The sequence below is a fragment of the Methylobacterium sp. genome (assembly GCF_019745455.1).
Lineage (GTDB): Bacteria > Pseudomonadota > Alphaproteobacteria > Rhizobiales > Beijerinckiaceae > Methylobacterium.
This window is the reverse complement of the sequence record NZ_JAIETD010000121.1, coordinates 14,955-40,061: the sequence shown is the minus strand read 5'-3', so window position 1 is coordinate 40,061 and position 25,107 is coordinate 14,955. Positions and strand designations below refer to the sequence as shown.

Sequence of the window (25,107 nt, the reverse complement as noted above, 5' to 3'; positions counted from 1 at the left end):
CCTGCATTCGCCCGGCGACACGCAATCTTCGGAAAATTTAATAATTCGCCTCGTGTCTAATTAGTATGTAATACCGAAACACAGCGATTTATCTGGATTTCAGCACGAGCGAGCTTGTATCCGCGTCAGATTCCCTACACTAGTACCTCTCGTGCCACTCGGATGCTGGCCATTGGTTCACAGGGGGCAGAAGGCTCCCTCCGACGACGTGCGGAGGGCAATGTGCCTCACTATGACTTCGACATTCAGGACTCCGCGCTCACGCCCGATGAAGAAGGCATGGAGTTCGCCGACGTCCGGGACGCGGCCATGCACGCCATTGAGGCTCTACCGGCAATCGTGGCCCACGAGACCGAGAACGACCTCTGCATTCGCGATACTCTCGTTGTCTTGGTACGAAATGACAATGGCTTAACGATCTATTTGGCCAAATTGACCTTGGTCGGCACTTGGATGGCCAGGCGCGCAATGCCGACCGCGCCGCCCGAATGGGTGGAACGGCTCGAGGGCTCGAAAAGTCATTGACCCGCGAATCATAATTGGATCACCAACTTCACTGACATTGACCCGTTTTGGGCTGGGTAGCCAGGACGGCGAAGTAGATCATGTTGAATTGCGATATTACTGACAGTATAGTGGGTCGCTTAGTGCCTTTCCAGGCCTCGGGTGTTGCGCTGCTACTTACCTCACAGATCGCTAAGGACTACTCTCAGCGGAAGCTGGGAGTCCTCCGCACGGCACGGTTGCGTCGTTTTCGGAAGAACTATGAACCACGCGCCGATAGTGGCTGACTATCTTGTCGAAGTTTCGACGCCTTATGCATGGTTAGATAGGAACTGGACCATTCTAGTTCCGCGTATCGCTCGAAGGTGAAGCCGCGCGGAGCCTACACAAATGCCATGTAACGCCTTCGATCACAGCTTCTACATATTCCGCTATCATTTTTTCACACCCACCGTTTTCCCGCAGGCGCTGAGTTTCCAGCTGGAGGCTTGCATGAATGTTGTTGAGGTGCCTTTGAATTTCGGCCTCGCCCACATCTCGCCCCTGTAGAGAGACCGCAGCGCGATTGCCGTAAAGCTCAGCGGAACGAAACCCCGCCGCGCGAGCCTCGTCTCGCTCTTCATCGGTCAGATTGCTCAACTCCGACTCCGGGGCAAAACCACCTTGCAGATTTAATCTATTCTAAAAAACGAATCTCGTTTTAAGCAGAAGGGATTTCCCGGTTCACGATTGTGTGAACACAAATACGCTGTGTCAGAACGCAAAGCGTGTGGGAGTCGGTCCCGCTAGGGGAGCGGTCGACGGCGCCGCAGGCGGTACGGAAGCCTCCGAGTTTCTACCCCGCCGATCCGGCGACGATAACGGTACCTGCGTAGCCGTCGCAGAGCTTCCGGAGGCGTTTACCGAAGCTCACCGATACCGCCGGAAATACGGATGCCCAACGCTCCTCCGCCCCGTCGCGCGACACCGAGAACAGGCGCTTCGGCCTGCCATCCGCGTCGTGGATGGGAGCGACAGAAACGTCCCAGAGCTTCGTCACGCTGCGTAGGGTACTGGCCCAGCCCTTAAAGTTTCCGGCGCGCCCGTGCCTCACCGCCGCCCCGGCGGCGCGCGCCCCGGCCTCGGCGGGCCCCGACCAAAGCCCGGGCCGCGGGGATGTTGGCGACCTTCGAGAAATCGTCGTCCATGGTGTGTAGGCCGGGTCACTCCGTGAAGTCGCGGCGCCCCTCCGGCACGCGGTGGAAACGGTATGCGCGCCTGTTCAGACCGTGACTGCGGCCGCCGAAGAGATCCTCAATGCTGAACACACCTCACGGGATGCGGCCACGTCGGGGCGATCCTGCTCGGTTGCGTGCGCTGACTTTTTTTCCACGTCACAGCGCGGCAGGCGAAGAAACGCCACAGCGTGCCCAATCCGACCGAGACGCTGCGCTCGGTACGCAGGAGTTCCTGCATCTCGGCAAGCGTGATGTCGCTGCGCGGTCCTTCGGTTCGTCCTTCTCTTCGGTGAGGGCGAGCAGAAAGGCTTCATGCACGTCGAGCTTGGAGCCGGGTGGACGGCCCTGACGCTCAGCCCGCGTCTCTCCTGTCATCGTCGCATGCGCGGCCCAGCGGATCACCGTAGCGACGCCGACCCGATAGCGCAGGGCCGCGGCCCGGCGGGACAGACCTGCTTCCACCGCGTCCAAGACGCGAACACGCAGATCGTGACTGTAGGCACGGGCCATGGCGATCTCCCTGACGAACCTTCAGGGATCAACGCTCACCTGGCCGCAACGACTCAGGGATCGTGGAAAATGCTCTAGTACCCCTGCAACCCTCCCGTCGAACGTCCGCTTCTGAGAACTGGCCAGAGATCTTCGAACGGCGAGGTCGGGTCGGCTGCAGAATGGCCGTTTGGGGTGGTAAGCGGTCGGTCTGCTTTTGTGCGCGAAGAACCAGAATCCGGACACGGATGGATGCGTCGTATTAGCGGCGAGCCATCCAAAGAGATCAGAGATCGTCACCCTACTTGAAGCTGATCGACGACTAGCTCTGCATCTCTCGGAATTGCGAACAGTCGTAGGGCATCCGAATGTCCCCGGATCGTGTGAAACCCTCGGTCCGTGAACCTTTTTACCGTTCCCTCGCTTCCCTCGCTTTGCATGCGCTTGACGACAGCGTCCGTGATCAGGATCGAGGCCCTAGCCTCACGGCAGTGATGCTCGACGCGGCTCGCAACGTTCACTGTATCGCCCAGGACCGTCAATTCCAGCCGGCTCTCGCATCCGACATCGCCGAGCACGACATCGCCGTAATGGATCCCGATGGCAACGGCGACCGCTTCCAGTCCCGACGCCGCACGTTCATCGTTCCATACCTGGAGCCTCGCCTGCATGGTCAGCGCACACCGTACGGCGTTCGTGGCACTCAGGTCGTTCGAGACGGGCAGGCCGAATACAGCGATCAAACCGTCGCCCGTGAACTTGTCGACGGTACCGTGGTGCTCGAACACACTGGAACTCAGGGTGCACAGCAATTCCCGAAGCATGGCGATCACATCCTGCGGCTGCAGAGCGCTGCAGAACTTCGTGAATCCAATCATATCGACGAACAGGACCGCAGCAGGCTCATATCTGGTCGTCGATAGCGCGATGTCGTTCGTCGCGATTTGTTCGACGATAGCCTGCGGGAAAAAGCGGGCCAGATTGTCCTTTTCCTTACCAATCGCAATCAGCCGTTCACGAGTTGCGATGTTGAACAAAGCGAGCTTCGTGGTGATCGTGATTGCGGCGAGGCTGATTAATGTGCGGGCTGCAGCGCCGCTGTCCGGATCCGAGCCATGGGTTATAATGAAGCTCAAGCATGTCAGCGCCGCGCAGAGCGCCGCGGTCCTAAGGATGCCAACGTGTTTGAACCATAGGGCCGCAAGGACAATGACGACGATGTAGAGGACCGCAACGGCGAAATGCAGCGGACTCCACGTATCCAACAAGAAGATTGATGTCGCCGAAAGTGCCACGTAGCCCAAAGGCTTTCGGTTTTGCAAGAGGCTTGCAATCCTTACCTGGATTTCAACGAATGCTATGGGCGACGACGTTAGACCACACCTCACCGCGAGCCACCCCGTCTCAAATCCAATTGTAAGTGAAGTAGGCGGATCCGATTATTTTTGCCAATCCCCCGAAGCCATCTGCGCCCTCTTCGCGAGATTCGGCCTCTGCCTCAGTTTGCCAGACCTGCGCACTATCGGCCTCTTTTGATTTGGAAACCAGTCTTGCCCGCAAGGCACGAAGCTGTGGGTGTCGCTCCCGTTCAAGGGGGCGACACCTACGCGTCATTAATACCCCGCAGGTTTGAAGACCGACGCCCCATGGCGTCCGCGTCCTAACGCGCGATGAAACCGCCGTTGACGAACAGGGTCTGCGCCGTCACCCAACCGCTGCCTGGCCCTGCCAGGAATTCGATGATCGGCGTGATCTCGTCGATTTCGCCAAGGCGGTTCTGTACGCTCATACCCTTCAGGAACGCCGTGGAATGCTCCGTCTCTGCCGGGTAGAAGAACGACGTATTCAAGGGTCCCGGTGCGACGGTGTTCACTGTGACACCCCGACCACCGATCTCCTTCGCTAGCGCCCGGGTGAAATGTTCGAGGGGCGCCTTCGAGCCTGCGTAGACCGCGTACATTCCGGTCGTCGCGGCCTGCAGCGTCGTACCAATGGAGATGATCCGGCCATTATCGGAGATTCGCTTTGCGGCTTCCTGCATACAGAAGAAGGCGGCCTTCGTGTTGACCATGAAACTCTGGTCGAAATCGTCCTCTGTGATCTCGACAAAAGGCTTTTTCACCACTTTGCCGACGGTGTTCACGACGATGTCCAGTTGGCCGAACCGACTGTCGACGGCATCGAACAGCTTGGTGACATCGCTCACACGCGCGAGGTCAGCGCTAACGAGGAGAGCGTCACCACCGAGGCGCCGGATCTCGGCAGCGGTCTCCTCGGCCTCGCTGTGCGAATGCTCGCCGTGATGATGGATCGCTACGCCACGGCAGCCGTTTCGTGCCAGCATTACAGCATAGGCTCGCCCTTGGTTGCGCGTAGCGCCTGTCACCAATGCTACTTTTCCTTCGAGATCTTTACGGATATCAGTCGCCGGCATAGTTTTCTCTCCCCTGATAGGAGAAAAACTAGCCTACGTGTCCGAGCTTGGCTTTCAGGAAATCCGCGTTCGTAGTAGAAGCCGCGCAATCCGAACGGAAAGTGATACATGGCTCGATCCGACCATCCCGGCTTTCCCGATGTCGCCACCGCCGATGAGCCCGTTCCCAACTGGGGCCGCCTAGTCCGGACGGATGTCGGAACGGCGGCATGGAACAAGCGGGAGGCTGGGGAGATCAGCCAGACCATTCCCCATCACCTGGTGTTGCTCTCGTTCCTGCCATTCATGAACCGCGAGACTAGACTGGGTGGAGCGCGGATACGTACTGCAAACGCCACCAGCGGCATGTGCGAGATCGTGCCCGCTGGGGCAGATTACTGGGCACGCTGGCATGAACCCAAGGAGGTCGCCGCTTTCGCCCTATCCGCAAGCTGGCTTGATACGGTTGCGCGAGACAACTTTGATTTGCCTGCCGCCACGGTCATGGCGGATGCGTTGCCGATGTTGGATCGCCGTGTGGCGGTTTTGGGCAGCATGCTCCGTGACGAGCTTCAAAGCGACGACAACGCGGCAATGCCCGACTTGCAGCTAAATTCGTTGTTGAACCTTCTGGGTTTCCACCTGCTGAAGCAGTACGGCGTCGGAAAGCTCAAGCATGAGCTTGGTACTCTCTCCGACAGGCAGTTCAATCGATTGCGGGATTACATGGCGGCGCATCTTGCCGATACGGTTAGGCTCGATGACATCGCGATTGTGGTCGGACTCTCCTCAAGCCAATTGCTCCGCACCTTCCGGCGACGTACTGGCACGAGTCCGCACCGGTATCTTACCCGCATGCGTTTGGACCATGCTCGCACGCTCATCGTTGATGGTATCATGCCCCTGTCTGAGATCGCATTGACATGTGGGTTTTCTAGTCAAAGCCATCTGACGTCGGTGATGCGTCGTGAGGACGGGCTGACACCGGGGACCGTGCGAGTTTCGAGCGGGCAGCGAAAGCCTGTCGGGCGCTTGTCAAGTTCTTAGTTCGTTCGTCGAACGCCATTATATATTATATATTTGCATAGTCCTTACGAACCCTGCACCGCAATAGCCGGGCGGCCAACGAATGGCAGCTTTCGAGGACAGCTGTTAATTACTTGTATGACCGGCTTGGGTCGAAAGCGGAAGGCGCTAAATGTCAGGAATACGATCGGATTTCTGACGCAATAAGGGAAAGGTTTTTATTCCAATTATTATACGAGTAATCTGGTCGCAGAAAACAAACCTTTTCCAAAAATCTTAAGTCTGTAAAATATAAAGTGCTTTTAATACTAAAACGAGAAATCGTGACTGCAAAATCCATTCCATAGAGTAACTAAAAGAAGACCTTGATTTGTCATCATTAGTAAATATGATGCACAAAATTCGTTATGAGATGAAGCCCTATGAATCCCGCCAAGGCCGCCGCAGAAATCCGTGAGGAACGCCGAAGTGTCGGCTTCGACAGCTATGATATCACAGCCAAGCATTTGATTGACATGGTGGGCGAAAATCAAATCCTAATCGCTCCAGAATATCAGCGTCGGTTTATCTGGGACGACGTTCGGCAATCGCAACTCATAGAGTCCTTACTTCTAGGAATCCCGATCCCAAGTCTTTTTCTTGCAACGAATGAAGACTCGACATGGGAGGTCATAGATGGCCTGCAGCGGCTCACGTCTCTACTAAATTTCATCAATCCAACTTTACGGCCTAAGACTTCAAACGAGCAAGTGTTTGAACCTCTGGTTTTGAGTGGACTTGACAAAGTGCGTTCGTTGAATGGTGCGTTATTCTCAGACTTCCCATCAAGTATGAAGCTGAGTCTTTTGACAAGACCTATACGGATTACCGTACTGAACGATCGTAGTGATCATCAAGTACGATTTGATTTGTTTGAACGATTGAATACAGGCGGGATCACCTTACATGAACAAGAAATCAGAAACTGTGTCTATAGAGGACCATTTAATGATTTTATAAAGTCTTGCTCTGACGATGCTAGGCTTGAGCAAATTATAAAGCGTACTGATCGGCATGCTCGCGGAAATATTGAAGAACTCATCCTCAAATTTTTTGCATACTACGAAGACAGAGATAAGTTTCAGCATTCCGTCAAAGATTTCCTAAATGACTACATGGCCCGCAAAACTGAATTATTCAACAATAGGCGCCACTTGAGAGATCTATTTAATGATACTCTCCAAATCTTATCCGCCAATTTGCCGGATGGGATTGTCCGCGCTAATCGACCAAATTCGACTCCTCTAATTCTTTTTGAAGCAGTAGCGGTCGGAGTCGCAGACATATTGTCTGTAGGTGAATCGGTCGATCCTGATAAGCTTGTGGACATATTGGATGATCAAGAACTAAAGCGATTGACGACAGGCGCAACCAACAGCTTGCCTAAGCTCAGAGGCCGAATTCAATACGTCGCAGAGCACGTTCTCGCATGAGCTTAGAAGCAGCCGCTGATGAGGTTAGAGAACGATTTTCGGAAGCTTCGATGGTGATAAATCACCTCCGAGCGATCGCTCCCGGTGATCTCCAACCAATAGACGATCTCCAAAGGACTCTCCGCGGGTTGTGTTTGGTGTCTATCTATGCTGCCTTTGAACGATCTGCAAACGCAATAGTTGAGTCTGCGTTGATAGAGCTAACAAGTCACGAAACACCTGCAACATCTTACATTACTTCACTTCACAGCATCATACATTATGCAAAAGTAAAATCTCTTCGCTCCTGTGGTTTTGACCACATTATTGATAGATCGACGGCTTTATTTGACGCTGCATTTGAAAATAGCTCTGCAGCGTTCTTGGAAAATCCTCTTGCTGAAAAAATGCAAAATGTAGACGGCGGTACGCTTGAGTGGCTGGCATCATTATTTGGAGTGTCAGATCATGCCTGCACGCCCGCAAATAGGGGCCGCCTTGGGAACTTACGCGAAAGACGCAATGCGGTAGCGCATGGGCGGGAAGCAGCAAGTGTTGTCGGTGGACGATTCTCAATAAATGAATTAGGCAATATATATGATGCGGCTGATATGGAAATCACACGATTTCTCATAACGATCAGAGATCAATGCGATGGACGACTCTACATACGGCAAGCCGCTTGAGTCTAAGTCTGTAAGGAAACGACGGTTATTCTTCTGGCTCGTCTAGGTTGCCGCCCGATCCCTGGCGGCTTGTCGGCGCCGTGTTCGCTTGTTGCCGGTTGCACGGAAACTGCTCGCCGGCGCTGCCGACACACGTCCGGCCGGGCCGGGGTGGAATTGCAGCTTCTCGCCGGCAAACAGGCGAGCGATCCGGCCGGGGCTCTCTATGCCGTCGAGCCGGAATTGCAGTCTCGGCCCCAGCCATAAGTCGAGGTCGGGCCAGCCGATCGACACGTCGCGCGCCGCAATCTCAACGTCGTCAATGTGAACCGTCGCCGCCTCAAGCACATATAGGGGCATAACTTCGGCTCTCTGTGCTTTGTCTGGAAAGTGGTTCCGGCGTCGATCAAACGACCAATTTCGCGGCCTACTAGATGTAGTTTTGAGGCAGCTCTAGGACTGGCGCTCTCAAGCCCCTTTGGCGCATCGCCAGTTAGCTCCTCCCGAAGTACACCTTCTATTTGACAGCAAGGGCGACATCTTAAAAGCTTGCATCAAAGTGGAAGGGATCGCCGTGAACGTGCACGAAACGCAGGATAATTTTTGGCGGGAAGCGCTTGACCATGATCCTAAAGACAGCAAAGGCATTGAGCGTAAGTACACTGAGTTTATGGAAAAGGTACAAACGCAGATTGGGCACCTTACGCAGACTGAGCAAGATAGCATTCTGACTGGTCTTATAAAACGAAATTCCGATTATATGGAAATCGCGAAGAAAGATAGGAACTCTCTACGACTAAAACTTGGGATGCCCGCACAAAGCTCTTCTAATGACCGACTGGTTCAAGTAGCTACTGAGACTGCTGTACGTGCAACAGTTTGGCATAGCATAGCAGCCATATTTCGGCTTATCAGATAGAAATATTATTTGGCGATCATAGCCCGACCACTCTTTTTTTAGGCAAGAAACAATCGTCCGTAGGGGCATGCCCTCGCGGACACGACATTGTGCCTAACACTGCATCGGAGAACGATCGGACGGTTTCCGCTATCGACCCTTCGCAGACCTTCTGAATGTCTGCCTCCTGGCAACTCAGCTGACTGTGGCCCGCGACTGAGTTGGGTGGTATGTCGCCGGTCCGCTTCTTGTAATGCCGCTTCATGAAGCAGACCATCAAGGAACTGCAGAGTCCACGCTGTCGGAGCCAGGCGACTTCCTTCGAATTTCGTCCGGCTAGCCAGAGGCCTCATCACCACCGGTATCGCACTCAAGGCCGCCGCGGGTGTTGTTGGGCAGGGCGAAGGCTCGGACGTAGACCACCACGTTCTCGTTCCTATGCGACTCATGATCGTAGGCGCGGTCGGCGATGAAGGTGGAGGCGTAGTCGCACTCCCATCCAAAGATCTTTATGGGTGGAATTGATGAAGCTCCGACACATTTATGGGTGCAACATTCGTCCTGGCGAAGACCATTTGGGTTCACCAGGAGCAATTATGGCTAAAAGCAGAGCTCTCCCAGCTATCAGGCGCGAGCCATGAGGCTGCGAGAGACATCCTTCTAAGTTAACCGGGACAAACTACCCGACTGCAGGGGTAATTTATTTTGAGAAATCACAAAAAGGTGCGTTTAGAAATTTATCATGAACTCCTAGACCTTTCTCAGTATCTCATGGAATGTCCAGCTCAACGCCGACTTCCGGCCTCTGAGCTCGCATCCGCTGTCGACCTGGGGATGGAAGGACGCGATGACCGCGGTCTTCTTCGACCGCGTGACGGTGCTGGCTTCGTACGACCGATCGGCGCGGACCGCCGGCGGGCGCGCGATCCCTCTGCCGTCGGTCGTCCTGCTGAGAAGGTACATCTCTCCGGTGCGTCGGGTCGCCGTCACCCGCTACGGGATCTTTACGCGCGACGGGAACCGGTGCTCCTACTGCCTGGAGACCAAGTCGACGTCCGAGCTGACCTTCGACCACGTCGTTCCGCGATCGCGCGGCGGCGCCAGCACCTGGGACAATCTCGCCTCCGCCTGCATGCCCTGCAACTTCCGGAAGGCCAACCGGACGCCGCAGGAGGCCAAGATGCCTTTGCTGCAGCCGGCGTACGAGCCGACCCAGGCGGGACTCTACGCCAGGGGCATGGAGATCGGTCTTCGCGACGACATTCCGACTTCGTGGCTCGACTATATCTACTGGAAATCGCCTCTCCAGGCATAGGTGCCGGCCCGTCTCGCGACGGGCCGGCCTCGAAAGGGCGGTGCCTGACCCGGCGAACGTTGCCGGTGCATATCTCCGCATCCCCAGTCGACCATTCCAGGTCCCGGTTGACGCGGCGGAAGACATCGACAGAACTCGTCCCTCGGAATGAACGAAGGGTCGCGTTGCAGTATGAAACGTCTGCTCGGATTCTCGGCGGTCACGCTGGCGCTGGTCCAACCCATAGCTTCGACGGCGGTCGCGGAACCTTCGACCGCCAGGCTGTCCGGCAAGCTGGTCTATCCGTCGGACGCCCTCCCGCCGTCGCTCACGGTCTGCGCCCAGGTGGTCGGCGATCGGCGGACCTTCTGCACGACGAAGCATCTCAAGGCGGGAAGGGGCTGGCGCTACGCGCTCGCCCTGCCGGCCGGCACGTACCACGTCTACGCCGTGGATCCGGAATGCGCGGGATGGCGTGCCTACTTCACCGAAGCCGTCACCTGCGGCCTCACGGTCCGGTGCACCTCCCATGCCCGCATACCCGTGGTCCTGCGAGGCGGTGCGAACCGCAACGACGTCGACCCCGCAGATTGGGACGACGTCCCCGCTGCGAAGAAGAACGCGTGCGACCCTTGAGGATCGACGGAGAAGGAGGATTCGAGTGGGTCAGGCCAGGATCAGGAAGCTTCTCGATGAGGCGTCCCCGACCGTCTACCATCACACGTCCACGCTCCGGACGAACCAGCTTTGGATGAGCGGCTCCATTCTCCCGGAAGGGACCATGCCCCCGGTATTCCATCCGCAGCTCGGCCGCATCCACACGGATGCGAGCATCCGGCGCCCGATGAAGGATTTCCCGGCACTCGCATGGTTCACCCGCAGGATTGAGGTTCCCCGCTGCCTGCAGGCGACCCAGATCCGGTTTGGGATGCCGGACGGATCGTTGCATGCGATGGATTCGGATCTCGATCTGTCGAACGCGTTTGCCTTGAACCGGTTCGCGATCGGCTTCCGCCTGGCCGACCTCGACTTGGCCAGATGGTGCGACCATCCCGGCTACCTCACCGGCGAAGGCAGCGAACTGAACGAGACCGCACGGGAGGCTGGAGACGATCCGAGGGACTGGTACGTCTCCGAGCAGCCTGTCGACCTGATGCTGAGCTCGGAGGTTTGGTTCTCAAGGAGCATCGCCCACCCGAAGTTGACCCGGGAGGACTGGTATCTCGCCGACATGAAGCGGATGGTCTCGCAGTGCCGGTCGACGCCGGGAATCTACATCCCGCCGTCGTGGGTCACGGACAAGCAGGCCCGCGCCCTGGCGGCGAAGCTTGGCTTGCGGGTGGTTTGAGGTCAGGCGGCCTCGGCCCGGGGCTTGATCGACGTGTAGGCGAGACCCGTCGCGATCGAGAAGGCGGCGGCTTCGAGCAGCGCCTCGTACATGTCCACGGCTTCGGCCCGGAACTCGACCAACGGATCGCGGCCGCCGTAGGCCCGTAGGGACACCACGCTGCGCAGGTGGTCGAGGGCGGCCACGTGGTTGCGCCATGCCAGGTCGAGGGAGCTGACCACGACGTAGCGCTCCGCCTCCGCATAGGCGTCCTCGCCGGCGCGCGCGATCTTGTCGGCCCGCTTCGACGCGATGGCGGCCACGATGGCGTCGCCGACCAGCTCCGGCGTCTCGCGCAGGATCGAAGCGTCGAGCGCCACGCCCAGGCGCTGGCGCAGATCGCCCGACATCGCGGCGACGTCGCGATCGTCCGGCAGCACGTCGGACGGGGCGTGGCGGGCCACGACCGCGTCGACGGCCATGTCGACCATGTCCCGAGCGATCGCTCCGGCCTCGCCGTCGATGGCACGCATCCGCATGGCGTAGAAGACCGCGCGCTGGCTGTTCAGCACGTCGTCGTACTTCTTCACCTCGCGGCGCTGCTCGCCGTTTCGGGAATCCACCTTGAGCTGCGCCTTCGCGATCATGGTCGCGACGAAGCGGTGGGAGATTGCGTCCTCCTCGGAGATGCCGGCACGGGCAAGAAAGCGGTCGAGCTTCTTCGAGCCGAACTGGCGGAGGAGATCGTCCTCGAGCGAGAGCATGAACCGGCTCATGCCGGGATTGCCCTGCCGGCCGGCGCGGCCGCGGAGCTGGTCGTCCACCCGTCGGGATTCGTGCCGTTCCGTCCCGAGCACGTAGAGACCGCCCGCCTCTGCCGCCGCGGCGGCCCGGGTCGGGTTCTCGTCCGATCCACCCAGACGGATGTCGACGCCTCGGCCGGCCATGTTGGTCGCGATCGTGACGGCCCCGGGCAGGCCGGCGTCGGCGAGGATGCGCGCCTCGTGCTCGTGATGCCGCGCGTTCAGGACCGCGACGAGCCGCGCGTCGGGATCCGCCCGCAGGGGTTCGAAGGCCTCCGGATCGGCGAGATCGATCTGGACGAAGCCGCTCTCGGTCAGCAGCGCGGCGAGCTCCTCGGACTTGGCGATGCTCGTGGTGCCGACGAGGATGGGCTGCCGACGCTCCTTGGCGGACAGGATCTCGGCGATCACCGCCGACAGCTTCGCCTTGCGGCGACGGTAGACCTCGTCGGGCTCGTCGATGCGGATGCAGGGGCGGTTCGGCGGAACAACCGCCACCGGCATGCCGTAGGTCCGGCCGAACTCGCCGGCCTCGGCCGACGCGGTTCCGGTCATGCCGGCGCGCGCGCGGTAGAGGAGGACGAGGTTCTGGAAGCTGATCCCGGCGTAGCTCTGGCTTTCGGGCCGGATCCGGACGCGCTCCTTGGCCTCGACCGCCTGATGCAGGCCGTCGGACCAGCGCCGGCCGGTGACGAAGCGGCCGGTGGTCTCGTCGACGACGACGATGTCCTCCCCCGAGACGACGTAGTCCCGGTCGGCCTGGAGCAGCCGGTGCGCCTTGAGCGACATCAGGGCGTGGTGGACGACGCGGACGTTGGCGGCGTCGTAGAGACCCTCGCCCTGCAGCAGCCCCTGCGCGCGCAGGATCTCCTCCAGGCGGTCGTCGCCCACGTCCGTCAGGACGGCCGTGCGCGTCAGGTGGTCGACGGTCACGTCCTCGTCCCCGAGCTCCGCGACGGCCGCGTCGACCTTGGCGTAGAGGTCGAGCGGCACCTCGGACGGACCCGACAGGACGAGCGGAACGCGTGCGTCGTCGACCAGGATCGAGTCCGCCTCGTCGATGAGCGCGAAGCCGAAGCCCCGAAGCACCTGGTCCTCGCGGCGAAGTCGCATGTTGTCGCGCAGGTAGTCGAAGCCGACCGAGGGGACGGTCGTGTAGCAGACCTCGCGGGCATACATCTCCCGCCGCAGGACGTCCTCGTCGGCGCCGAGCCCGGCCGAGCAGCCGACCGTGACGCCCAGCAGTTCGAAGACCGGCTCCATCCACTCGCAGTCGCGGCGGGCGAGATAGTCGTTCGCCGTGAGGACGTGCACCGGCATCCCGTCCAGGGAGGCCAGCACCGCCGCGAAGCAGGCCGAGAGCGTCTTGCCTTCGCCGGTCGCCATCTCGACGACGTTGCCGTGCGCCAGGGCGAAGGCGGCGGCGATCTGGACGTCGTGCGCGCGAAGGCCGATGGCGATCCGAGCCGCCTCGCGGCAGGCGGCGAGCACGATGTCGGCCTCGTCCGCGGCCTTCGAGCCGGCGGCGATGCGGGCGCGGACGGCAGCCATCGCCGTGGCGACGGCGTTCGCGCCGACGAGATCGGCCTCGTACTTCGCGACGTCGGCGATGCGGTCGGCGAAGGGCAGCTTGGTACCGGATCCGAACCGGAATAGGCCGGCGAGGCGGCGCAGCATGCGGTGACTCCAGAGAGACGTGCGTCGGTTCGAAGGAACCAGATGTGGCGAGTAAGGAACGAAAAGCCCGCCGGATCAAGCGCGGGATCGTCGTTGAACCTTTCGGCCGCCGGAGCGATCATCCGTGGCAACGGAAGGAAACGTCGCTCATGGACGATCAAGAATCGGGAAGACAGAACGCGGTGCTGGTCGCCGGACTGCTGGTCCTGCCCAAGCAGCAGCGGTTTCAGGAGCTCGCGAAGGCGTTCGCGTCGGCGCATGGTCACATCCCGACTGAGACCGGGCGCATCGTGGCCGAAGGACGGGTCGTCGCGCACGGATGGAGCGGCTACGCGCGTCGGTACCGCCCCGAGATCCTCGACTGGATCGTCGCCGAGGTGTCGCCCTATGCGGGCTTCGACGCGCTTCTCGGCGCGGAGGGCGGCTACTATCCGACGATGCGCATCGACGTCGACTGGCGCATGCTTCCCCTGGCCGATGCCTACGACGCCGGGCAGGAGGATAGAGCCGACAGGCGTCGCGCCTTCCGCACCATGCCCGGTCAGGACGCGGTCGCGGAGCCCGAGGAGGTCCTTCCGGCCCCGCGCGTCTGACGACGCGGTCGCGGTTCGAACCCCGTCGCGGACCGACGAAGGGGCGGGGTTGACGCCCATTCCTTCGCGGGTTAGCTCGGACTGGTCGAAGGCACGACGCCTTCGTCGAGGCAGCCATGATCGCCATCCGCTCACGATCGCAACGTCAATCGTCGGGATCCTCGATCCCAGGCGGGAGTGCGCGCGCGGTCTGACGGTAGTCGTCGGTCAAGCAAGGCGAGCCCCGCAGGAGAGATCCAGGCGGGGTTTTTCTTTGGTCGAAGGAGGCGAGTGGTCGTCGAATACAGGTTCGGAGAGGTGGCAGAGTTGGTCGATCGCGTTGCACTCGAAATGCAAAGTGCCTCTTAAAGGGCACCGTGGGTTCGAATCCCACCCTCTCCGCCAGTATTCGACATGCCTTTAGTAGTTGGGGGATAGTTTAACGGTAGAACGGTGGACTCTGACTCCTCTGGTTCAGGTTCGAATCCTGGTCCCCCAGCCAACTAAAATCGAGAATGAATCACTTTTAGCTGTGAAACAAACTCGATGAACTTACGGTCGCTCCGTAAACTCGATGCGACCGCATTGCTCTACTTGATCGCGTCCGCGGTGTCGATGGCGACGGCCCCGATGGCCGGCTACGAGCCGAACAGGATCTTCATCGACGTGGGGGAGACCGTCTCCAAATCGACGGCGTCGGCCGAGAAGTTCGAGCCGCCGTTGATCTTGGCTCCGTACGCGGTGCACATCATCGGCTTCTCGCCGTTCTTGACCTGATTCACGTAGGCGGTGTTGTCGCCGTAGCAGATCGCGAACGCGATGCTCCTGGCCTGATCGGCGGGAATCCAATCCCTCAGCGAGTTGATCAGTTTCGCATCGGGGTTCGAGATCCTCACCCAGACCTCGTTGAGGTATTGGTTCCGACGGGTCGGGACCGGATCGTTCGCCCGCTTCTCAAGCAAGGCGTCGACCCCGCACTTCCAGAACTCGAAGAACCGGATGGCCCTGCCGGACACGAAGTGCTTTGAGCCGTCGGGGAGTTCGACCTCGGCTACGCCCGGGCCCTGCTGCTCGGGCTTGTAGAAGACGATCTTCACGGGCTGGCCGTAATCCAGCCGCTTTGGCACGATCGTGTACTTGGCGGGTCCGGTCTGTTCGAAGGTGTCGATCGTGGACCACTGCCGTGGGTCGCTCTCGAACGCTCTGTGGCGCGGCTCGTACAGCCATGCCTGTCTTCCCACCCATTCGGCGGACGGCACCAGGGACGAATCCACGCCCTTGCATTCGCCGGCGGCTGCCGACGCACCGGTCGAGCCGGCGACCATGACGAAACCTACGACCACCGCCGCCTTCACGACCTTGCCGAACATGGAAATCCCTCTGCGCCACGGCGCCAATGGAGGCATCCTAGGACGACGTAGGTCGCATCCACCTTTCCGGAATTCCTACAATCCGAGCGATTCATGCCGCGACGTCCGCCATCGCCCCGAAAGGCGAACGAACCGTTGCCGAACCGATCGTTCACCATGCAGGGGGCGTGCGGTTGACGACGGCACCGGGGGCGTCCATTCCTTCGTCCGCGTCCGGACAGGTGGCCGAGTGGCTGAAGGCGCACGCTTGGAAAGCGTGTGGACCGGAAACGGTCTCCAGAGTTCGAAGCTCTGTCTGTCCGCCACGACGCTTCATCCGACGATGGCAGGGTCCGTGATCAGGCACTTTGTTTCGGCAGGTCTTCTCGCACTCTCCGTCCAGAGCGCCTCGGCGTACGGACCTTCCACCCGCATGGAGCGCGACGGGTTCGCGATCGACGTCGCCTCGAACGGGGGCAACTGCACCGGCTGCGAATGGCTCGTGGTCGACGGCAAGATCCCCCTGGACGCGGACAAGCTGCTCGAAGCCTGGATCAAGAAGAACGACTACGGCGGCATCGCCCTGACCGTCGTCATGAACTCGGGCGGAGGCAACCTCCTCGGTGGGATCAGGCTTGGCCAGGCCATCCGGCGCCTGGGCCTCAAGACGGAGATCGGCAGGACCTCCCCGGATGCCGACGTACCCACGAACCAGACCCAGGGCCCCGGCGGGTGCTACTCGGCCTGCGCATACGCCTTTCTGGGCGGGGTGCAGCGGACGGCGACGACCGGGACGTACGGCGTCCACCAGTTCTATTCCGACGCCTACTTCGACGCTCCGGCGCAGAAGGCGTTCACGGCCAACGATCTCTCCGCGCAGCAGGCTCTCACCGGCGTGATCCTCGCCTACGTCGTCGAGATGGGTGCCGATCCGCAGGTCGTCGTGGCGGCCAACCGCATGCGGCCGGACGAGATCTACAAGCCCTCCGACGCGCAGCTGCGGGACTGGAAGGTGGCCTACGACCCGGACGTCTACGGCAAGTGGCAGGTCGAACCCTTCAAGGACGGGGTCGTGATCTTCAGCCGGACGCAGAACGGACGCAGCCAGCTGAGCCTGACCTGCGGACGCTCGGGTGCGGAACTGCTGCTGACCCGTAAGGGCCTCGCCGCCAAGTACGTCGACGACGTGGCCCGATCCTACGCCACGATGGAGAGCTTCTCGCTGTTCGACCGCGTCGTGCCCCGGGCGGCCACGAAGTTCACGAAGACGGCGGACGGGCTCGCCCTGCGCATCCCCCTCTCGAAGGCCGATCTCGACACGATGCAGGCCTACCGGATGAAGACCGGCGGGTTGTCGGCGGGCCCCAACGAGCCGCATTCCAACATGGACATCTTCAACGACGACCTCCCCGTCGAGGGTCTCGAGCGGCATGTGCGGCTCCTGCGTCGGAACTGCGCCTCGTGACGCGGAGCGGGCGATGACGACCGGATCCACGGCGGAACGGATCAGGACGCTGCGCGACCTCACCGGCTTCGGCATCATGGACTGCAAGCACGCCTTCGAGAGGGCGGAGGCCTTCGGCGGCGACGTCGTGGCCGCCCTTGCGGCCATCCACCGGAACGGCATCGCCGTCGCCGTGAAGGGCGACCGCGCGGCCTGGGCCGTGGCCGGCGCCGGCGAACAGGCGGCCCGCTGGCGGGAGACGGTCGCGGGGCTCGCCGAAGCCTTTCCGCCGCCGACGGACGCTCCGCCCGCGCCGCGACCTTGATGATGTCGGACGCACCGGCAGCGCCCGAAGTTCTGACCGTCGGGCACTCCAACCACCCGATCGATCGGTTCTTCGATCTCGTCGCAGGCCACGGCGTGAACGCGCTCGTCGACGTGCGGACGTCGCCGTTCTCCCGGTTCGCTCCCCAGTTCAACAGGGAGGCCCTCGCCGCATCGGCCAGGGAGCGCGGGCTGGCCTACGTCTTCCTGGGACGCGAGCTCGGCGGCCGCCCCTCCGATCCCAGGCTCGTGGATGCGAACGGCGTCGCGGACTACGTCGGCATGGCGCGGACGGCGGAGTTCGCCGACGGCATCGCCCGCGTCATGCAGGGCCTGGGGAAGGGCTACCGGATCGCGCTCACCTGCTCGGAGCGCTGCCCCACCGAATGCCACCGCTGCCTGCTGGTGGCGCGGCAGATCGGGGCCGAGGGTGTGCGGACCGCGCACATCCTCTTCGACGGCCGGCGCGAGGAGCAGGTCGAGACCGAAGCCAGGATCCTGACGCTGGCCGGCAAGTCCGCGAGCCTCTTCGAGGATGCCGGATCCGTGCTGGACGAGGCCTACGCGAAACGCGCCAGGATGGTCGCCTGGCGGAGACCGCCGCCGCAGTCCTAGCCCGCCCCTCTCAACCCCGCGGGGCGCCCGCGACCTCCGCGGGAGCCTCGACGCGGAAGCGCTTCACCACCTCGTCCGCCTTGTCCCGGGGCATGCCGGCCGCCTCCAGCGTCGCGACGTCGAGCTGCGGCTCGCCGTGCTCCCACGGCACCTTCATCTCCTTACGCCCGGGGCCGCCGTCGAGGTTGAGCAGGACGCGCCCGATGCTGCGCACGCCGCGGCTGCGCTCCACGAAGGCGTCGGCCACGGCCCAGTAGGCGCATCCCGTTCCGTCCAGGGCGCCGGCGACGTCCCATACGGGCGTCAGAGGATCGTCGTCGTCGACGAGGGCCTCGACGATCCGGCCTGCGGACGACGCGAGGTGCGCGACGATGTCCTCGAACTCGAGCCCTTCGCGCCCGTCGATCTCGCTGGCGCCGTCGGCGAGGATCTCGGCGATCCGAGACGCGTCGTCGGGAACGGTGAACAGGATGCTGGCGCGCGGCATGGTCGGATTCCGTGGTCTGGGTCCGCCCAGCAGACCGCGGCAATCCGCAAATTGCAACGGAGGCGCGGTCGCCGTCGGGCGTGGGGGGGATGCACAGGGCGGTCTCGGAGCCTAGATTGTGTCCACAACAGCGGGAGGCCGATCCTGAAACACGTCGAGATGCCAGTCAGGACACCCTCCGAGGCCGCGATCGAAGCCGCACGGCTCGAGATCGCCGAGGAGTGCGCCTCGGGGCCGACCGCGGGCGAGCTCGCCGAGGCTCCGCTGCTTCAGGACTGGTCCATCCGCCCGCACCCCCAGGTCGGCGGGCCCGTGATGTCGGGGTGCGTCTACGGGCATCCCTCCATCGCCGACGGCACCCGGATCACGACCACCCACGTCGCGCTCCTGGACGAGGGCGGCGGCACGTGGGGGCGGACCCTGTCGAGATACTACCTTCTCGGAAGACCTGAGGACGTTCCTTTGCACTGATCGGCGTCCGACGCCTCGGACGCCTAGGCGCGACGCCGTCCGGTATCCATCCCCAGCCTTGATTGCTTCCCGGAGGTCCGCGGCGGCATCGGATCTCCTTCCGCGTTGCGGGCGGGAGGCAAATCTGCGATGGGCCGTTCCAGTGAAGGGGTGACCGGTCGCGATGCGCGGCGGCGCCCGGAGACCCCAATGGCGCAAGACGGATCCTTCGCGACGATCGTGATCGAGGGCCGAGCGGCCCGCGACCTCGACTATCTGGCGTCGTTCGACGGGATCTACGCCCTCGTCGAGACCCTGAGGGCCCTGTTCCGCCAGGCCGACGTGGACCGGACCGGTCTCGCCGACGGTGTGAGGATCCGATCCCTGGTGCTGATGCCGGAGACGAAGGTCATCCTCCAGGTGCCGGCGGCCGCGGAGGCCGTTCGGCGGATGCTGTCCTCCGTGTCCCTCTGCATGGAGGCGGCTGCCGAGGAGGGAGGCGTGAAGCTGCGCCCTCACGAGAAGGAGATGGCCGGCACGCTGGCCGCGCTTCTCGGCGGAGGCGGATGGTCCTCGGTGAAGATCGCCCTGGTGGAGGACGATTGGGAATCCCTGGTCCTGGTGGTTCCGTCGGAGCTGCGCACGCCTCTGGCGCGGCTGATGCCGCGCCCCGTCCTGGCGGGTTGAACGGCCACGCTCGCCGAGCGTTGTTCCGGAAATCCGGAGGCTCTGCGATGCGGTTAAAGGCGGTCATGGTCGTTGCGTCCCTTCTCGCCGCGTTCGCGCCGGCGACCGCGCGCGAGGTCGGAGGTCCGGGCGGCGATCTGGAGAAGTTCGGCCGCTGGGTCGACTCGAAGCGCTACGGCGAGGTCTGGGTCCCGAAGGTCGGCATCGGCTGGTCGCCGACCAGCAACGGGACCTACCGTCAGGCGGATTCGGGCGAGTGGTTCTGGGTCTCGAAGGATCCGTTCTGGAGCGAGACGTCCAGGGGCGGCCGCTGGCTGAAGGATCGCGGCGACAAGTGGGTCTGGAAGCCGGGCCTCCCGCCGGAGCCGGCCGGAGAAGGACTGGGCGGCGGCATCGTCGCGATCGGCGGCTTCCCGGGTCCCGCCCTGCCTCCCGGCGTGGCGAGGGCGCGCGAGGCGCACTACGAAAGGACCGTGCGGAATCTTCCGCCCGTCTCGGCGCCTCTGCCGCTTCCGCCCCTCCCGCCGCGCGGCCGGGGCGGGTACTGACGGCCGTCGATCAGCGGTAGGACGGGCCCGACCAGGTCGACTGGGTGCCGTAGGCCTGGATGCGCATCACGTCGAGCGCCTGATCGTGGTCGATGTGGGCGACCCCCGAGCGTCCGAACGCGGAGGCGACGTCCGGGCCTTGGCCGGAGACCAAAGTCACGCCGATGCCCGTCGCGATCGCCAGCGCCGCGGCGACGCGAAGGATCTTGGAGGTTTCCGGGGCGGTGCTCGAGGGCATGTACGTCGTGATCGGGGTGCGTGCATAGCGCGCGGCGAAGACGGAATCTTTCACGGGAGCCTCCTGCGTACCTTCGAAGGCTCGTACCGGGCGACGAAAATCGCAATGGGCCGGAGGCGCAGGTGCCGGACTGCGCCTCGACAGCTTTCATTCCTTCGGCTACCTCCGGTAGGCACCCGGGGAATTCAGCTTTGCGTCTTCTATTCCTTCTGGCAGCTCTCGTCGCCGCCGCCCCCGCCTCGGCGCAGACGCCGGTGCGCGTCTGGCACGTGCTCTCGGGTCCGTCCCGAACCGCGCTGGAGACGATGGCGACGGCATTCAACACCGCGAATCCAGACTACGCGATCAAGCCGGTGGCGATGACGCAGTCCTCGACGGTGATGTCGCGTATCGACGAGGAGACGAGGCGCGCCAAGCCCGAGTACCCACCTCTGGTCATCGTCTCGGAGTCCGCCTCCGGCGACATCGGCGCCCCGGGTGGCCTCGCCTATCCGGTGTCGAGCCTGCTGACTGACATGGCCGAGCCCTACGATCCCGACGCCTTCATGCCGGCCGTGCGGGCGAGCTACTCCGATCGGAACGGCGCGCTCCTGGCGATCCCGTTCCTCCTGACGACGCCGGTGCTGTACGTCGACGCCAAATCCGTCCAGGCGGCCGGGTTCGATCCCGTGAAGGACCTGAAGACCTGGAGCGGCTTCGAGGCCGTGGCGGCGAAGCTGTCGGCCGCCGGCGGCGGCTCGTGCGCGGCGGCGATGCAGGCTCCCTCGTGGATCGCCGTTGAGAACCTGCTGGCGATGCACGACCGCCCGTTCGCCTCGTTCGACAACGGCCGTGGCGGCGATGCCCGCATCGCGGCCGACGTGGACTTCCTGTCCCGCCATCTCACGCGTCTGGTCGACATGGCGCGCGGAGGCGCCCTGAGACCCCGCACCGCCGGCGTCGAGCCCGTCGCCGCCTTCATCGGGCGAGCCTGTCCCATGCTGCTCGGCACGTCGGGCCTTCTGGCGCACGTCAGGGCGCGGGCGCCGTTCGAGGTCGCCGTCCTGCCCCTGCCCTTCCTGGACGACGTGACGAACCCGCCGAAGCCCTCGTTGCCCGGTGGGTTCGCGGTATGGGCGCTGCGCGGCCGCCCGCCGGCGGAGATCAAGGGTGCCGCCAAATTCGCGGCCTTCCTCGCCACGCCGGAGGCGCAGGCATGGCTCGCCCGGGAGATCCGGTCGATCCCGTCCACCTTCGAGGGCTGGAAGCGCACCCAGGCGGACGGGATCGTCAACGCCGAACCGGGGCTCGCCGTCGCGGCCTCGGAACTCGCGGGCCAATTGCCGACCGCGGCGTCGAAGAGCCCCCGCCTGCAGGGCAAGGCCGAGATCGACGGCTTCTTCGACGCCGCCTTCGACTTCGCCTTCCAGGGGCTGAAGCAGCCCCGCCCGGCCCTGGTGGACGCGGTGCAGCGCTCGGACATGCTTCTGCGCCAGAGGCGCGAGGGCGACCGCTAGGCGGGTCTCAGGACATGCGGGGCGAGTACGCCTCGGACGGAGGCTCGAGGTCGACAAAGAGCGACTGGGACCGGACCACCTCTGGATCGCAGCCGGACGACCACGGGAACAGCCCCTCCTCGTCCGGCCAGACGACCTGGAGCGCGTGGAACTGTTGCGGATCGCGGTTGGCCGCCTCGAGGGCGTAGAGGCCGGCCCGCTCGACCGGCAGCGAGCGGAACATGACGTTCCGGTCCGCGATCCGGGTGGAGAGATCTCCGTCGACGACGCCGGCCCTGTCGAGAACGTCGTGCGCGGCGTTCATCAGGATGGCGCGCCCACGGGCTTGATCGAGACCGGAGACGAGCAGTTCGGGCAGACCCCGGTCGATCATGCCGACGGTGTGGGACCAAAGCTCGTCGCGGTTCTGGAAGGACCGGACGACCACGGGGCTGTGCTTTTCGGGGCTTCGATCTGTCATGGCGCCCTCCTGGTATGGCGGCTTGCGTCGCGTCGGGACATGATGTCCAGTTCGGCGAGCCGTTCCTTCGGATATGTAGCAGATGACGTTGGATTTTTCGAGGCTCCTGCCACCCGAGGTCGCCGCGAGGCTCGAACGCTCGAAGGTGCGGGTCGACCGCCTCTACGGCCTCCCCGACCGCTGGCTCGGCCGCGAGCTCGCGGGCATCGCCCGACGGATCCGGGCTTCGGTGCCCGAGTTCGCCTCGCCGGCGTCCGAAGGCGACGGCTATTCGAAGCACGTGCTCTGGGACGTGGTCCCCGAGATCGCCCGACGCCTCGGGGAGCCGCTGCTGCCGAACGAGTCCTCCGACGCCGGTCTGCGCAGGGCCGGCGAAGCCGAGCTGCGCCGGGACGTCTCCAACTGCATGTACAATCTCTCGTCGATCCGTCTAATGCAGGTCGTGCCGGAGGAACTGCAGGACGATCTCCACATGCTCCTGCTCGACGCCGCGAACGGGAATCCCGTCGTCGTCGCCCTGGACCGGATCGCGCCGCCCGGGCCGGACGCGGACGATCGGCTCGCACGACACCTCCGGGAGGTCTCCCGGGCTCGGGGGCACGTTCCCACCTCCTCGTGGAACCCGGACCTCCAGCACCCGCCCGAACCGGACCCGTCGACTGCTCCTTCCCCGAGGTTCTGAACGTCGATCCGCTCCTTCCTAGCGGTCCGAATGCGGTCTATGTCCGAAGGAGCGGTGCGTTCCGCCGGAGTAGCCGATGCATTACCTCGCCGCCTTGCTCCTCGCGATGGTCCCCCTCCCCGCCATGGCCGCCGCCAGCGCGGGCGAGAGCGCGGCGATCATCCTCCGGACCGTCGGCGCGGCGGTCCAGCTCGTGGGCTTCCTGACCGTCGCGACGGCGCTCTGGCGCATCGCCCTGCCCTCCGCCGAGACCGAGCGGCGCGTGTCGAAGATGATCGCGCTGCTGCTCATCGGCGTGGTGATGGTAGGCGGCCCGGAATCCGCCGGCATGGGCATGTTCAGCCGTACGACCGCGGACGTTCCGGACACCGCGCGGCCGGCGGAGGCGACGGCGAGTTCTCCGATCGGGACGTCGGTCGATCCGACCGCACCGACCATCCTGGACGACGTGGGCTTTTGGGGATCGCTCAACAAGCCCGTCGGCGGCGTCGCGGCCGAAGGCATCGCGCGGATCTCTCTCCTCCAGATCATCCTCACCCTTCTCACGATCCTCGCGGTCGTGATCCTCGCGGCGGCGTTGCGGGCGCGCGAGGACGAGAACGAGACCTCCGGTCCCGCGGCCGGGCGGCGTGCCGGTACGGCCCGCGCCAGGACACCGGGCGGAGGCGGGCTGCACTCCGGCATGGGACAGGGCGACGCCTCGCTGATCGCCCTGATCCTGAAGCTGCGGGACTGGCTCGTCCACTGGTACGGGCTCGCCAGGGACGCGGCAGTCGAGGCCAAGCGCCGGATCGAGATTTTCGCCCGCCGGTTCGGCATCGTCACGAGGACCGAGGGCGGAACGGCCGCGGTCTCGATGGTCGTGTCCGAGGTCCGTGCCGGCGGCGGCGACGTGCTGGCGCGCCTTGAAGGCTTCTTCGAGAAGGCCTCGGAGAAGAGGCTGTCGAGCGGCGGTGCCTCGGCCAAGGCCGTGGTCAACGCCAGCTGGATCCTCCGAAGCCAGGGCCTGCCGGCCGGACGGACGGCGGTGGTCGATCTCGCAGGACGCATCGGCGCCATCCTCGGCGAGAAGGCCGACCCCGAGCAGGTCGCGGCGCGTCTGGCGGCGGTCCTCGACGTCGAGGAGCTCGGAGCCCCGGAGATCTGGGTCGAGCGCGTCGGCGACCGCTACTACGTCGCCGCCCCGGAGGACGTCGCCGCGGGGATCGCCAACCTCAGGCGCGTCGACGCTTCCAAGGTCGATTGGATCGAGAGCGCCACGTCCTGGTGCCTGAGACCCTCCGGGCGTCGCGAGATCCGTCCGCTGACCGCACGGCCCGCTCCCCAGCACGAAGGAACGACGCCCTCGACAACCCTCCGGATCCGATCAATGGTTCGTGATCTCAAAGGAAAGATCGCACAGTGACGCAACGGGTGTTCGACCGCGCTTCGAGAGTGCTCCTCAGCGAAGGAGACGCGGGAACGGCGCAGACCGTATTCCAGGTCCGCAGCTTCGCCATCCGGTTCCTCGTCATCTTCTGCCTCACGAGTTTCACCTGCGGTTTCGCGGCGTTCCTTCTGCTTCAGGCCTTCTCGGCGTCCGGCTCCCTTCAGACCGCCAACATCCTCCTGCTGGTGGTCTCGTCCGTCTCGACAGGCGTCGTTCTGGGAATCCTGCTCTGCTTCCTCTTCATGGCCTGCTGGCTCGCCGGCCACGCCGACGAGGTGAAGTCGAACGGAAAAGTGGCAGCCGAGCTCTCCTACTGGATCCCGATGATCCTCGCGGCGGCGGCCGCCTTCCCCTCGTCGGCCCTCGGCTTCTGCTACGGCGTCGGTCTCAATCTGCTCTACTCGGTCTACCACGGCGCCGAGTGGCCCACCTTCGCCGAGGCCGGGCCTCCCGTAATCCTCAACGTCATCCTGTCCCTGGTGCTCTACAAGCTGTGGTCCTCGTTCCGCGACCGCGTCTGAGCTCCCTCCCCGCCTCCTCGTCGTGCCCGCCCAGCAGATCA

At 63.2% G+C, this 25,107-nt stretch carries 28 protein-coding genes and 3 tRNA genes; 21 read left to right on the top strand and 10 right to left on the bottom strand.

Going from position 1 to position 25,107, the window contains the following annotated elements; all coding sequences use genetic code 11:
* The first annotated feature begins 222 nt into the window (after nt 1-222).
* The gene (locus K2Y56_RS21535) at nt 223-525 is read left to right on the top strand and encodes a hypothetical protein (protein WP_292512542.1); all 303 of its coding nucleotides are present in this window, start codon (nt 223-225) and stop codon (nt 523-525) included.
* Nucleotides 526-846: 321 nt separating this feature from the next.
* Here K2Y56_RS21535 and K2Y56_RS21530 read toward each other — a convergent pair whose 3' ends face one another.
* The 4 genes from K2Y56_RS21530 to K2Y56_RS21515 all read right to left on the bottom strand — a co-directional run bounded on the left by K2Y56_RS21530 (nt 847) and on the right by K2Y56_RS21515 (nt 4,644).
* The gene (locus K2Y56_RS21530) at nt 847-1,143 is read right to left on the bottom strand and encodes a hypothetical protein (protein WP_292512538.1); all 297 of its coding nucleotides are present in this window, start codon (nt 1,141-1,143) and stop codon (nt 847-849) included.
* A gap of 734 nt (nt 1,144-1,877) precedes the next feature.
* The gene (locus K2Y56_RS21525) at nt 1,878-2,231 is read right to left on the bottom strand and encodes an IS630 transposase-related protein (protein ID WP_292512535.1); all 354 of its coding nucleotides are present in this window, start codon (nt 2,229-2,231) and stop codon (nt 1,878-1,880) included.
* A gap of 275 nt (nt 2,232-2,506) precedes the next feature.
* Nucleotides 2,507-3,532 carry an adenylate/guanylate cyclase domain-containing protein gene (locus K2Y56_RS21520; RefSeq protein WP_292512532.1) on the bottom strand — a complete coding sequence of 342 codons (1,026 nt, stop codon included), beginning with the start codon at nt 3,530-3,532 and terminating at the stop codon, nt 2,507-2,509.
* Between the two features lie 338 nt (nt 3,533-3,870).
* Nucleotides 3,871-4,644 carry an SDR family oxidoreductase gene (locus K2Y56_RS21515; RefSeq protein ID WP_292512530.1) on the bottom strand — a complete coding sequence of 258 codons (774 nt, stop codon included), beginning with the start codon at nt 4,642-4,644 and terminating at the stop codon, nt 3,871-3,873.
* A gap of 108 nt (nt 4,645-4,752) precedes the next feature.
* Between K2Y56_RS21515 and K2Y56_RS21510 the strand changes: the two genes are divergently transcribed.
* The 3 genes from K2Y56_RS21510 to K2Y56_RS21500 all read left to right on the top strand — a co-directional run bounded on the left by K2Y56_RS21510 (nt 4,753) and on the right by K2Y56_RS21500 (nt 7,786).
* Nucleotides 4,753-5,670 carry an AraC family transcriptional regulator gene (locus K2Y56_RS21510; RefSeq protein ID WP_292512527.1) on the top strand — a complete coding sequence of 306 codons (918 nt, stop codon included), beginning with the start codon at nt 4,753-4,755 and terminating at the stop codon, nt 5,668-5,670.
* A gap of 401 nt (nt 5,671-6,071) precedes the next feature.
* Entirely contained in the window at nt 6,072-7,121 is a 1,050-nt protein-coding gene (locus tag K2Y56_RS21505; RefSeq protein ID WP_292512521.1) for a DUF262 domain-containing protein, read from the top strand.
* Nucleotides 7,118-7,786 (top strand): HEPN domain-containing protein, encoded by a 669-nt coding sequence (locus tag K2Y56_RS21500; RefSeq protein WP_292512517.1) that lies wholly within the window; start codon nt 7,118-7,120, stop codon nt 7,784-7,786. Before K2Y56_RS21505 ends, K2Y56_RS21500 begins: the two co-directional genes overlap by 4 nt.
* 42 nt (nt 7,787-7,828) lie before the next feature.
* Here the strand turns inward: K2Y56_RS21500 and K2Y56_RS21495 are convergent, their stop codons facing one another.
* Nucleotides 7,829-8,113 (bottom strand): hypothetical protein, encoded by a 285-nt coding sequence (locus K2Y56_RS21495; RefSeq protein ID WP_292512514.1) that lies wholly within the window; start codon nt 8,111-8,113, stop codon nt 7,829-7,831.
* 1,397 nt (nt 8,114-9,510) lie between these two features.
* Here K2Y56_RS21495 and K2Y56_RS21490 point away from each other — a divergent pair.
* From K2Y56_RS21490 to K2Y56_RS21480, 3 genes are all read left to right on the top strand, one after another.
* The gene (locus tag K2Y56_RS21490; protein ID WP_292512511.1) at nt 9,511-9,978 is read left to right on the top strand and encodes an HNH endonuclease; all 468 of its coding nucleotides are present in this window, start codon (nt 9,511-9,513) and stop codon (nt 9,976-9,978) included.
* Between the two features lie 171 nt (nt 9,979-10,149).
* Nucleotides 10,150-10,593, top strand: a complete 444-nt coding sequence (locus K2Y56_RS21485; RefSeq protein WP_292512508.1) for a hypothetical protein — start codon at nt 10,150-10,152, stop codon at nt 10,591-10,593.
* A 145-nt stretch (nt 10,594-10,738) separates the two neighbouring features.
* A complete protein-coding gene (locus K2Y56_RS21480; protein WP_292512504.1) occupies nt 10,739-11,305 on the top strand; it encodes a hypothetical protein in 567 nt (188 codons plus the stop codon).
* A gap of 2 nt (nt 11,306-11,307) precedes the next feature.
* On the opposite strand, the gene K2Y56_RS21475 is transcribed toward K2Y56_RS21480, so the two are convergent.
* The gene (locus K2Y56_RS21475; protein WP_292512501.1) at nt 11,308-13,764 is read right to left on the bottom strand and encodes a preprotein translocase subunit SecA; all 2,457 of its coding nucleotides are present in this window, start codon (nt 13,762-13,764) and stop codon (nt 11,308-11,310) included.
* A gap of 149 nt (nt 13,765-13,913) precedes the next feature.
* On the opposite strand from K2Y56_RS21475, the gene K2Y56_RS21470 reads away from it, so the two are divergent.
* The 3 genes from K2Y56_RS21470 (at nt 13,914) to K2Y56_RS21460 (ending at nt 14,838) form a co-directional block, all read left to right on the top strand.
* Complete coding sequence (locus K2Y56_RS21470; protein ID WP_292512498.1) at nt 13,914-14,357, top strand: hypothetical protein; 444 nt, start codon at nt 13,914-13,916, stop codon at nt 14,355-14,357.
* A gap of 291 nt (nt 14,358-14,648) precedes the next feature.
* Nucleotides 14,649-14,741 (top strand) — tRNA-Ser (locus K2Y56_RS21465).
* A gap of 23 nt (nt 14,742-14,764) precedes the next feature.
* Nucleotides 14,765-14,838 (top strand) — tRNA-Gln (locus K2Y56_RS21460).
* Between the two features lie 136 nt (nt 14,839-14,974).
* On the opposite strand, the gene K2Y56_RS21455 is transcribed toward K2Y56_RS21460, so the two are convergent.
* Entirely contained in the window at nt 14,975-15,706 is a 732-nt protein-coding gene (locus tag K2Y56_RS21455; RefSeq protein ID WP_292512496.1) for a hypothetical protein, read from the bottom strand.
* A gap of 215 nt (nt 15,707-15,921) precedes the next feature.
* Between K2Y56_RS21455 and K2Y56_RS21450 the strand changes: the two genes are divergently transcribed.
* The 4 genes from K2Y56_RS21450 to K2Y56_RS21435 all read left to right on the top strand — a co-directional run bounded on the left by K2Y56_RS21450 (nt 15,922) and on the right by K2Y56_RS21435 (nt 18,068).
* Nucleotides 15,922-16,011: transfer RNA gene (locus K2Y56_RS21450), tRNA-Ser, on the top strand.
* Between the two features lie 107 nt (nt 16,012-16,118).
* The gene (locus K2Y56_RS21445; RefSeq protein ID WP_292512494.1) at nt 16,119-17,150 is read left to right on the top strand and encodes a hypothetical protein; all 1,032 of its coding nucleotides are present in this window, start codon (nt 16,119-16,121) and stop codon (nt 17,148-17,150) included.
* Nucleotides 17,151-17,163: 13 nt separating this feature from the next.
* Nucleotides 17,164-17,454 (top strand): hypothetical protein, encoded by a 291-nt coding sequence (locus K2Y56_RS21440; protein WP_292512491.1) that lies wholly within the window; start codon nt 17,164-17,166, stop codon nt 17,452-17,454.
* Complete coding sequence (locus K2Y56_RS21435; RefSeq protein ID WP_292512488.1) at nt 17,454-18,068, top strand: DUF488 family protein; 615 nt, start codon at nt 17,454-17,456, stop codon at nt 18,066-18,068. The genes K2Y56_RS21440 and K2Y56_RS21435 overlap by 1 nt, the downstream gene beginning before the upstream one ends.
* A gap of 10 nt (nt 18,069-18,078) precedes the next feature.
* Here K2Y56_RS21435 and K2Y56_RS21430 read toward each other — a convergent pair whose 3' ends face one another.
* Complete coding sequence (locus tag K2Y56_RS21430) at nt 18,079-18,555, bottom strand: hypothetical protein (protein ID WP_292512486.1); 477 nt, start codon at nt 18,553-18,555, stop codon at nt 18,079-18,081.
* 159 nt (nt 18,556-18,714) lie between these two features.
* Here K2Y56_RS21430 and K2Y56_RS21425 point away from each other — a divergent pair, with 159 nt between their 5' ends.
* From K2Y56_RS21425 to K2Y56_RS21415, 3 genes are all read left to right on the top strand, one after another.
* The gene (locus tag K2Y56_RS21425; protein ID WP_292512484.1) at nt 18,715-19,026 is read left to right on the top strand and encodes a DUF6634 family protein; all 312 of its coding nucleotides are present in this window, start codon (nt 18,715-18,717) and stop codon (nt 19,024-19,026) included.
* 189 nt (nt 19,027-19,215) lie between these two features.
* Nucleotides 19,216-19,692 carry a hypothetical protein gene (locus tag K2Y56_RS21420; protein WP_292512481.1) on the top strand — a complete coding sequence of 159 codons (477 nt, stop codon included), beginning with the start codon at nt 19,216-19,218 and terminating at the stop codon, nt 19,690-19,692.
* Between the two features lie 47 nt (nt 19,693-19,739).
* Nucleotides 19,740-20,240, top strand: a complete 501-nt coding sequence (locus K2Y56_RS21415; RefSeq protein WP_292512478.1) for a DUF6600 domain-containing protein — start codon at nt 19,740-19,742, stop codon at nt 20,238-20,240.
* A gap of 10 nt (nt 20,241-20,250) precedes the next feature.
* On the opposite strand, the gene K2Y56_RS21410 is transcribed toward K2Y56_RS21415, so the two are convergent.
* Nucleotides 20,251-20,532, bottom strand: coding sequence for a hypothetical protein (locus K2Y56_RS21410; RefSeq protein WP_292512476.1), 282 nt, complete (start codon nt 20,530-20,532; stop codon nt 20,251-20,253).
* Between the two features lie 137 nt (nt 20,533-20,669).
* On the opposite strand from K2Y56_RS21410, the gene K2Y56_RS21405 reads away from it, so the two are divergent.
* The gene (locus K2Y56_RS21405; RefSeq protein WP_292512473.1) at nt 20,670-21,974 is read left to right on the top strand and encodes an extracellular solute-binding protein; all 1,305 of its coding nucleotides are present in this window, start codon (nt 20,670-20,672) and stop codon (nt 21,972-21,974) included.
* A 7-nt stretch (nt 21,975-21,981) separates the two neighbouring features.
* On the opposite strand, the gene K2Y56_RS21400 is transcribed toward K2Y56_RS21405, so the two are convergent.
* Nucleotides 21,982-22,434 carry a DUF4262 domain-containing protein gene (locus tag K2Y56_RS21400; protein ID WP_292512470.1) on the bottom strand — a complete coding sequence of 151 codons (453 nt, stop codon included), beginning with the start codon at nt 22,432-22,434 and terminating at the stop codon, nt 21,982-21,984.
* Between the two features lie 82 nt (nt 22,435-22,516).
* On the opposite strand from K2Y56_RS21400, the gene K2Y56_RS21395 reads away from it, so the two are divergent.
* From K2Y56_RS21395 to K2Y56_RS21385, 3 genes are all read left to right on the top strand, one after another.
* Nucleotides 22,517-23,116 (top strand): hypothetical protein, encoded by a 600-nt coding sequence (locus K2Y56_RS21395; RefSeq protein WP_292512467.1) that lies wholly within the window; start codon nt 22,517-22,519, stop codon nt 23,114-23,116.
* A 76-nt stretch (nt 23,117-23,192) separates the two neighbouring features.
* Nucleotides 23,193-24,521, top strand: coding sequence for a hypothetical protein (locus tag K2Y56_RS21390; protein WP_292512464.1), 1,329 nt, complete (start codon nt 23,193-23,195; stop codon nt 24,519-24,521).
* Nucleotides 24,518-25,066, top strand: coding sequence for a hypothetical protein (locus tag K2Y56_RS21385; protein ID WP_292512461.1), 549 nt, complete (start codon nt 24,518-24,520; stop codon nt 25,064-25,066). Before K2Y56_RS21390 ends, K2Y56_RS21385 begins: the two co-directional genes overlap by 4 nt.
* Nucleotides 25,067-25,107: the final 41 nt, after the last annotated feature.

Coding starts and splice junctions, on each gene's coding strand:
- K2Y56_RS21525 (WP_292512535.1), bottom strand. CDS start 2,231: ATGGCCCGTGCCTACAGTCACGATCTGCGTGTTCGCGTCTTGGACGCG.
- K2Y56_RS21515 (WP_292512530.1), bottom strand. CDS start 4,644: ATGCCGGCGACTGATATCCGTAAAGATCTCGAAGGAAAAGTAGCATTG.
- K2Y56_RS21510 (WP_292512527.1), top strand. CDS start 4,753: ATGGCTCGATCCGACCATCCCGGCTTTCCCGATGTCGCCACCGCCGAT.
- K2Y56_RS21505 (WP_292512521.1), top strand. CDS start 6,072: ATGAATCCCGCCAAGGCCGCCGCAGAAATCCGTGAGGAACGCCGAAGT.
- K2Y56_RS21500 (WP_292512517.1), top strand. CDS start 7,118: ATGAGCTTAGAAGCAGCCGCTGATGAGGTTAGAGAACGATTTTCGGAA.
- K2Y56_RS21490 (WP_292512511.1), top strand. CDS start 9,511: ATGACCGCGGTCTTCTTCGACCGCGTGACGGTGCTGGCTTCGTACGAC.
- K2Y56_RS21485 (WP_292512508.1), top strand. CDS start 10,150: ATGAAACGTCTGCTCGGATTCTCGGCGGTCACGCTGGCGCTGGTCCAA.
- K2Y56_RS21480 (WP_292512504.1), top strand. CDS start 10,739: ATGCCCCCGGTATTCCATCCGCAGCTCGGCCGCATCCACACGGATGCG.
- K2Y56_RS21475 (WP_292512501.1), bottom strand. CDS start 13,764: ATGCTGCGCCGCCTCGCCGGCCTATTCCGGTTCGGATCCGGTACCAAG.
- K2Y56_RS21470 (WP_292512498.1), top strand. CDS start 13,914: ATGGACGATCAAGAATCGGGAAGACAGAACGCGGTGCTGGTCGCCGGA.
- K2Y56_RS21455 (WP_292512496.1), bottom strand. CDS start 15,706: ATGTTCGGCAAGGTCGTGAAGGCGGCGGTGGTCGTAGGTTTCGTCATG.
- K2Y56_RS21445 (WP_292512494.1), top strand. CDS start 16,119: ATGGAGCGCGACGGGTTCGCGATCGACGTCGCCTCGAACGGGGGCAAC.
- K2Y56_RS21440 (WP_292512491.1), top strand. CDS start 17,164: ATGACGACCGGATCCACGGCGGAACGGATCAGGACGCTGCGCGACCTC.
- K2Y56_RS21435 (WP_292512488.1), top strand. CDS start 17,454: ATGATGTCGGACGCACCGGCAGCGCCCGAAGTTCTGACCGTCGGGCAC.
- K2Y56_RS21430 (WP_292512486.1), bottom strand. CDS start 18,555: ATGCCGCGCGCCAGCATCCTGTTCACCGTTCCCGACGACGCGTCTCGG.
- K2Y56_RS21425 (WP_292512484.1), top strand. CDS start 18,715: ATGCCAGTCAGGACACCCTCCGAGGCCGCGATCGAAGCCGCACGGCTC.
- K2Y56_RS21420 (WP_292512481.1), top strand. CDS start 19,216: ATGGCGCAAGACGGATCCTTCGCGACGATCGTGATCGAGGGCCGAGCG.
- K2Y56_RS21415 (WP_292512478.1), top strand. CDS start 19,740: ATGCGGTTAAAGGCGGTCATGGTCGTTGCGTCCCTTCTCGCCGCGTTC.
- K2Y56_RS21400 (WP_292512470.1), bottom strand. CDS start 22,434: ATGACAGATCGAAGCCCCGAAAAGCACAGCCCCGTGGTCGTCCGGTCC.
- K2Y56_RS21395 (WP_292512467.1), top strand. CDS start 22,517: ATGACGTTGGATTTTTCGAGGCTCCTGCCACCCGAGGTCGCCGCGAGG.
- K2Y56_RS21390 (WP_292512464.1), top strand. CDS start 23,193: ATGCATTACCTCGCCGCCTTGCTCCTCGCGATGGTCCCCCTCCCCGCC.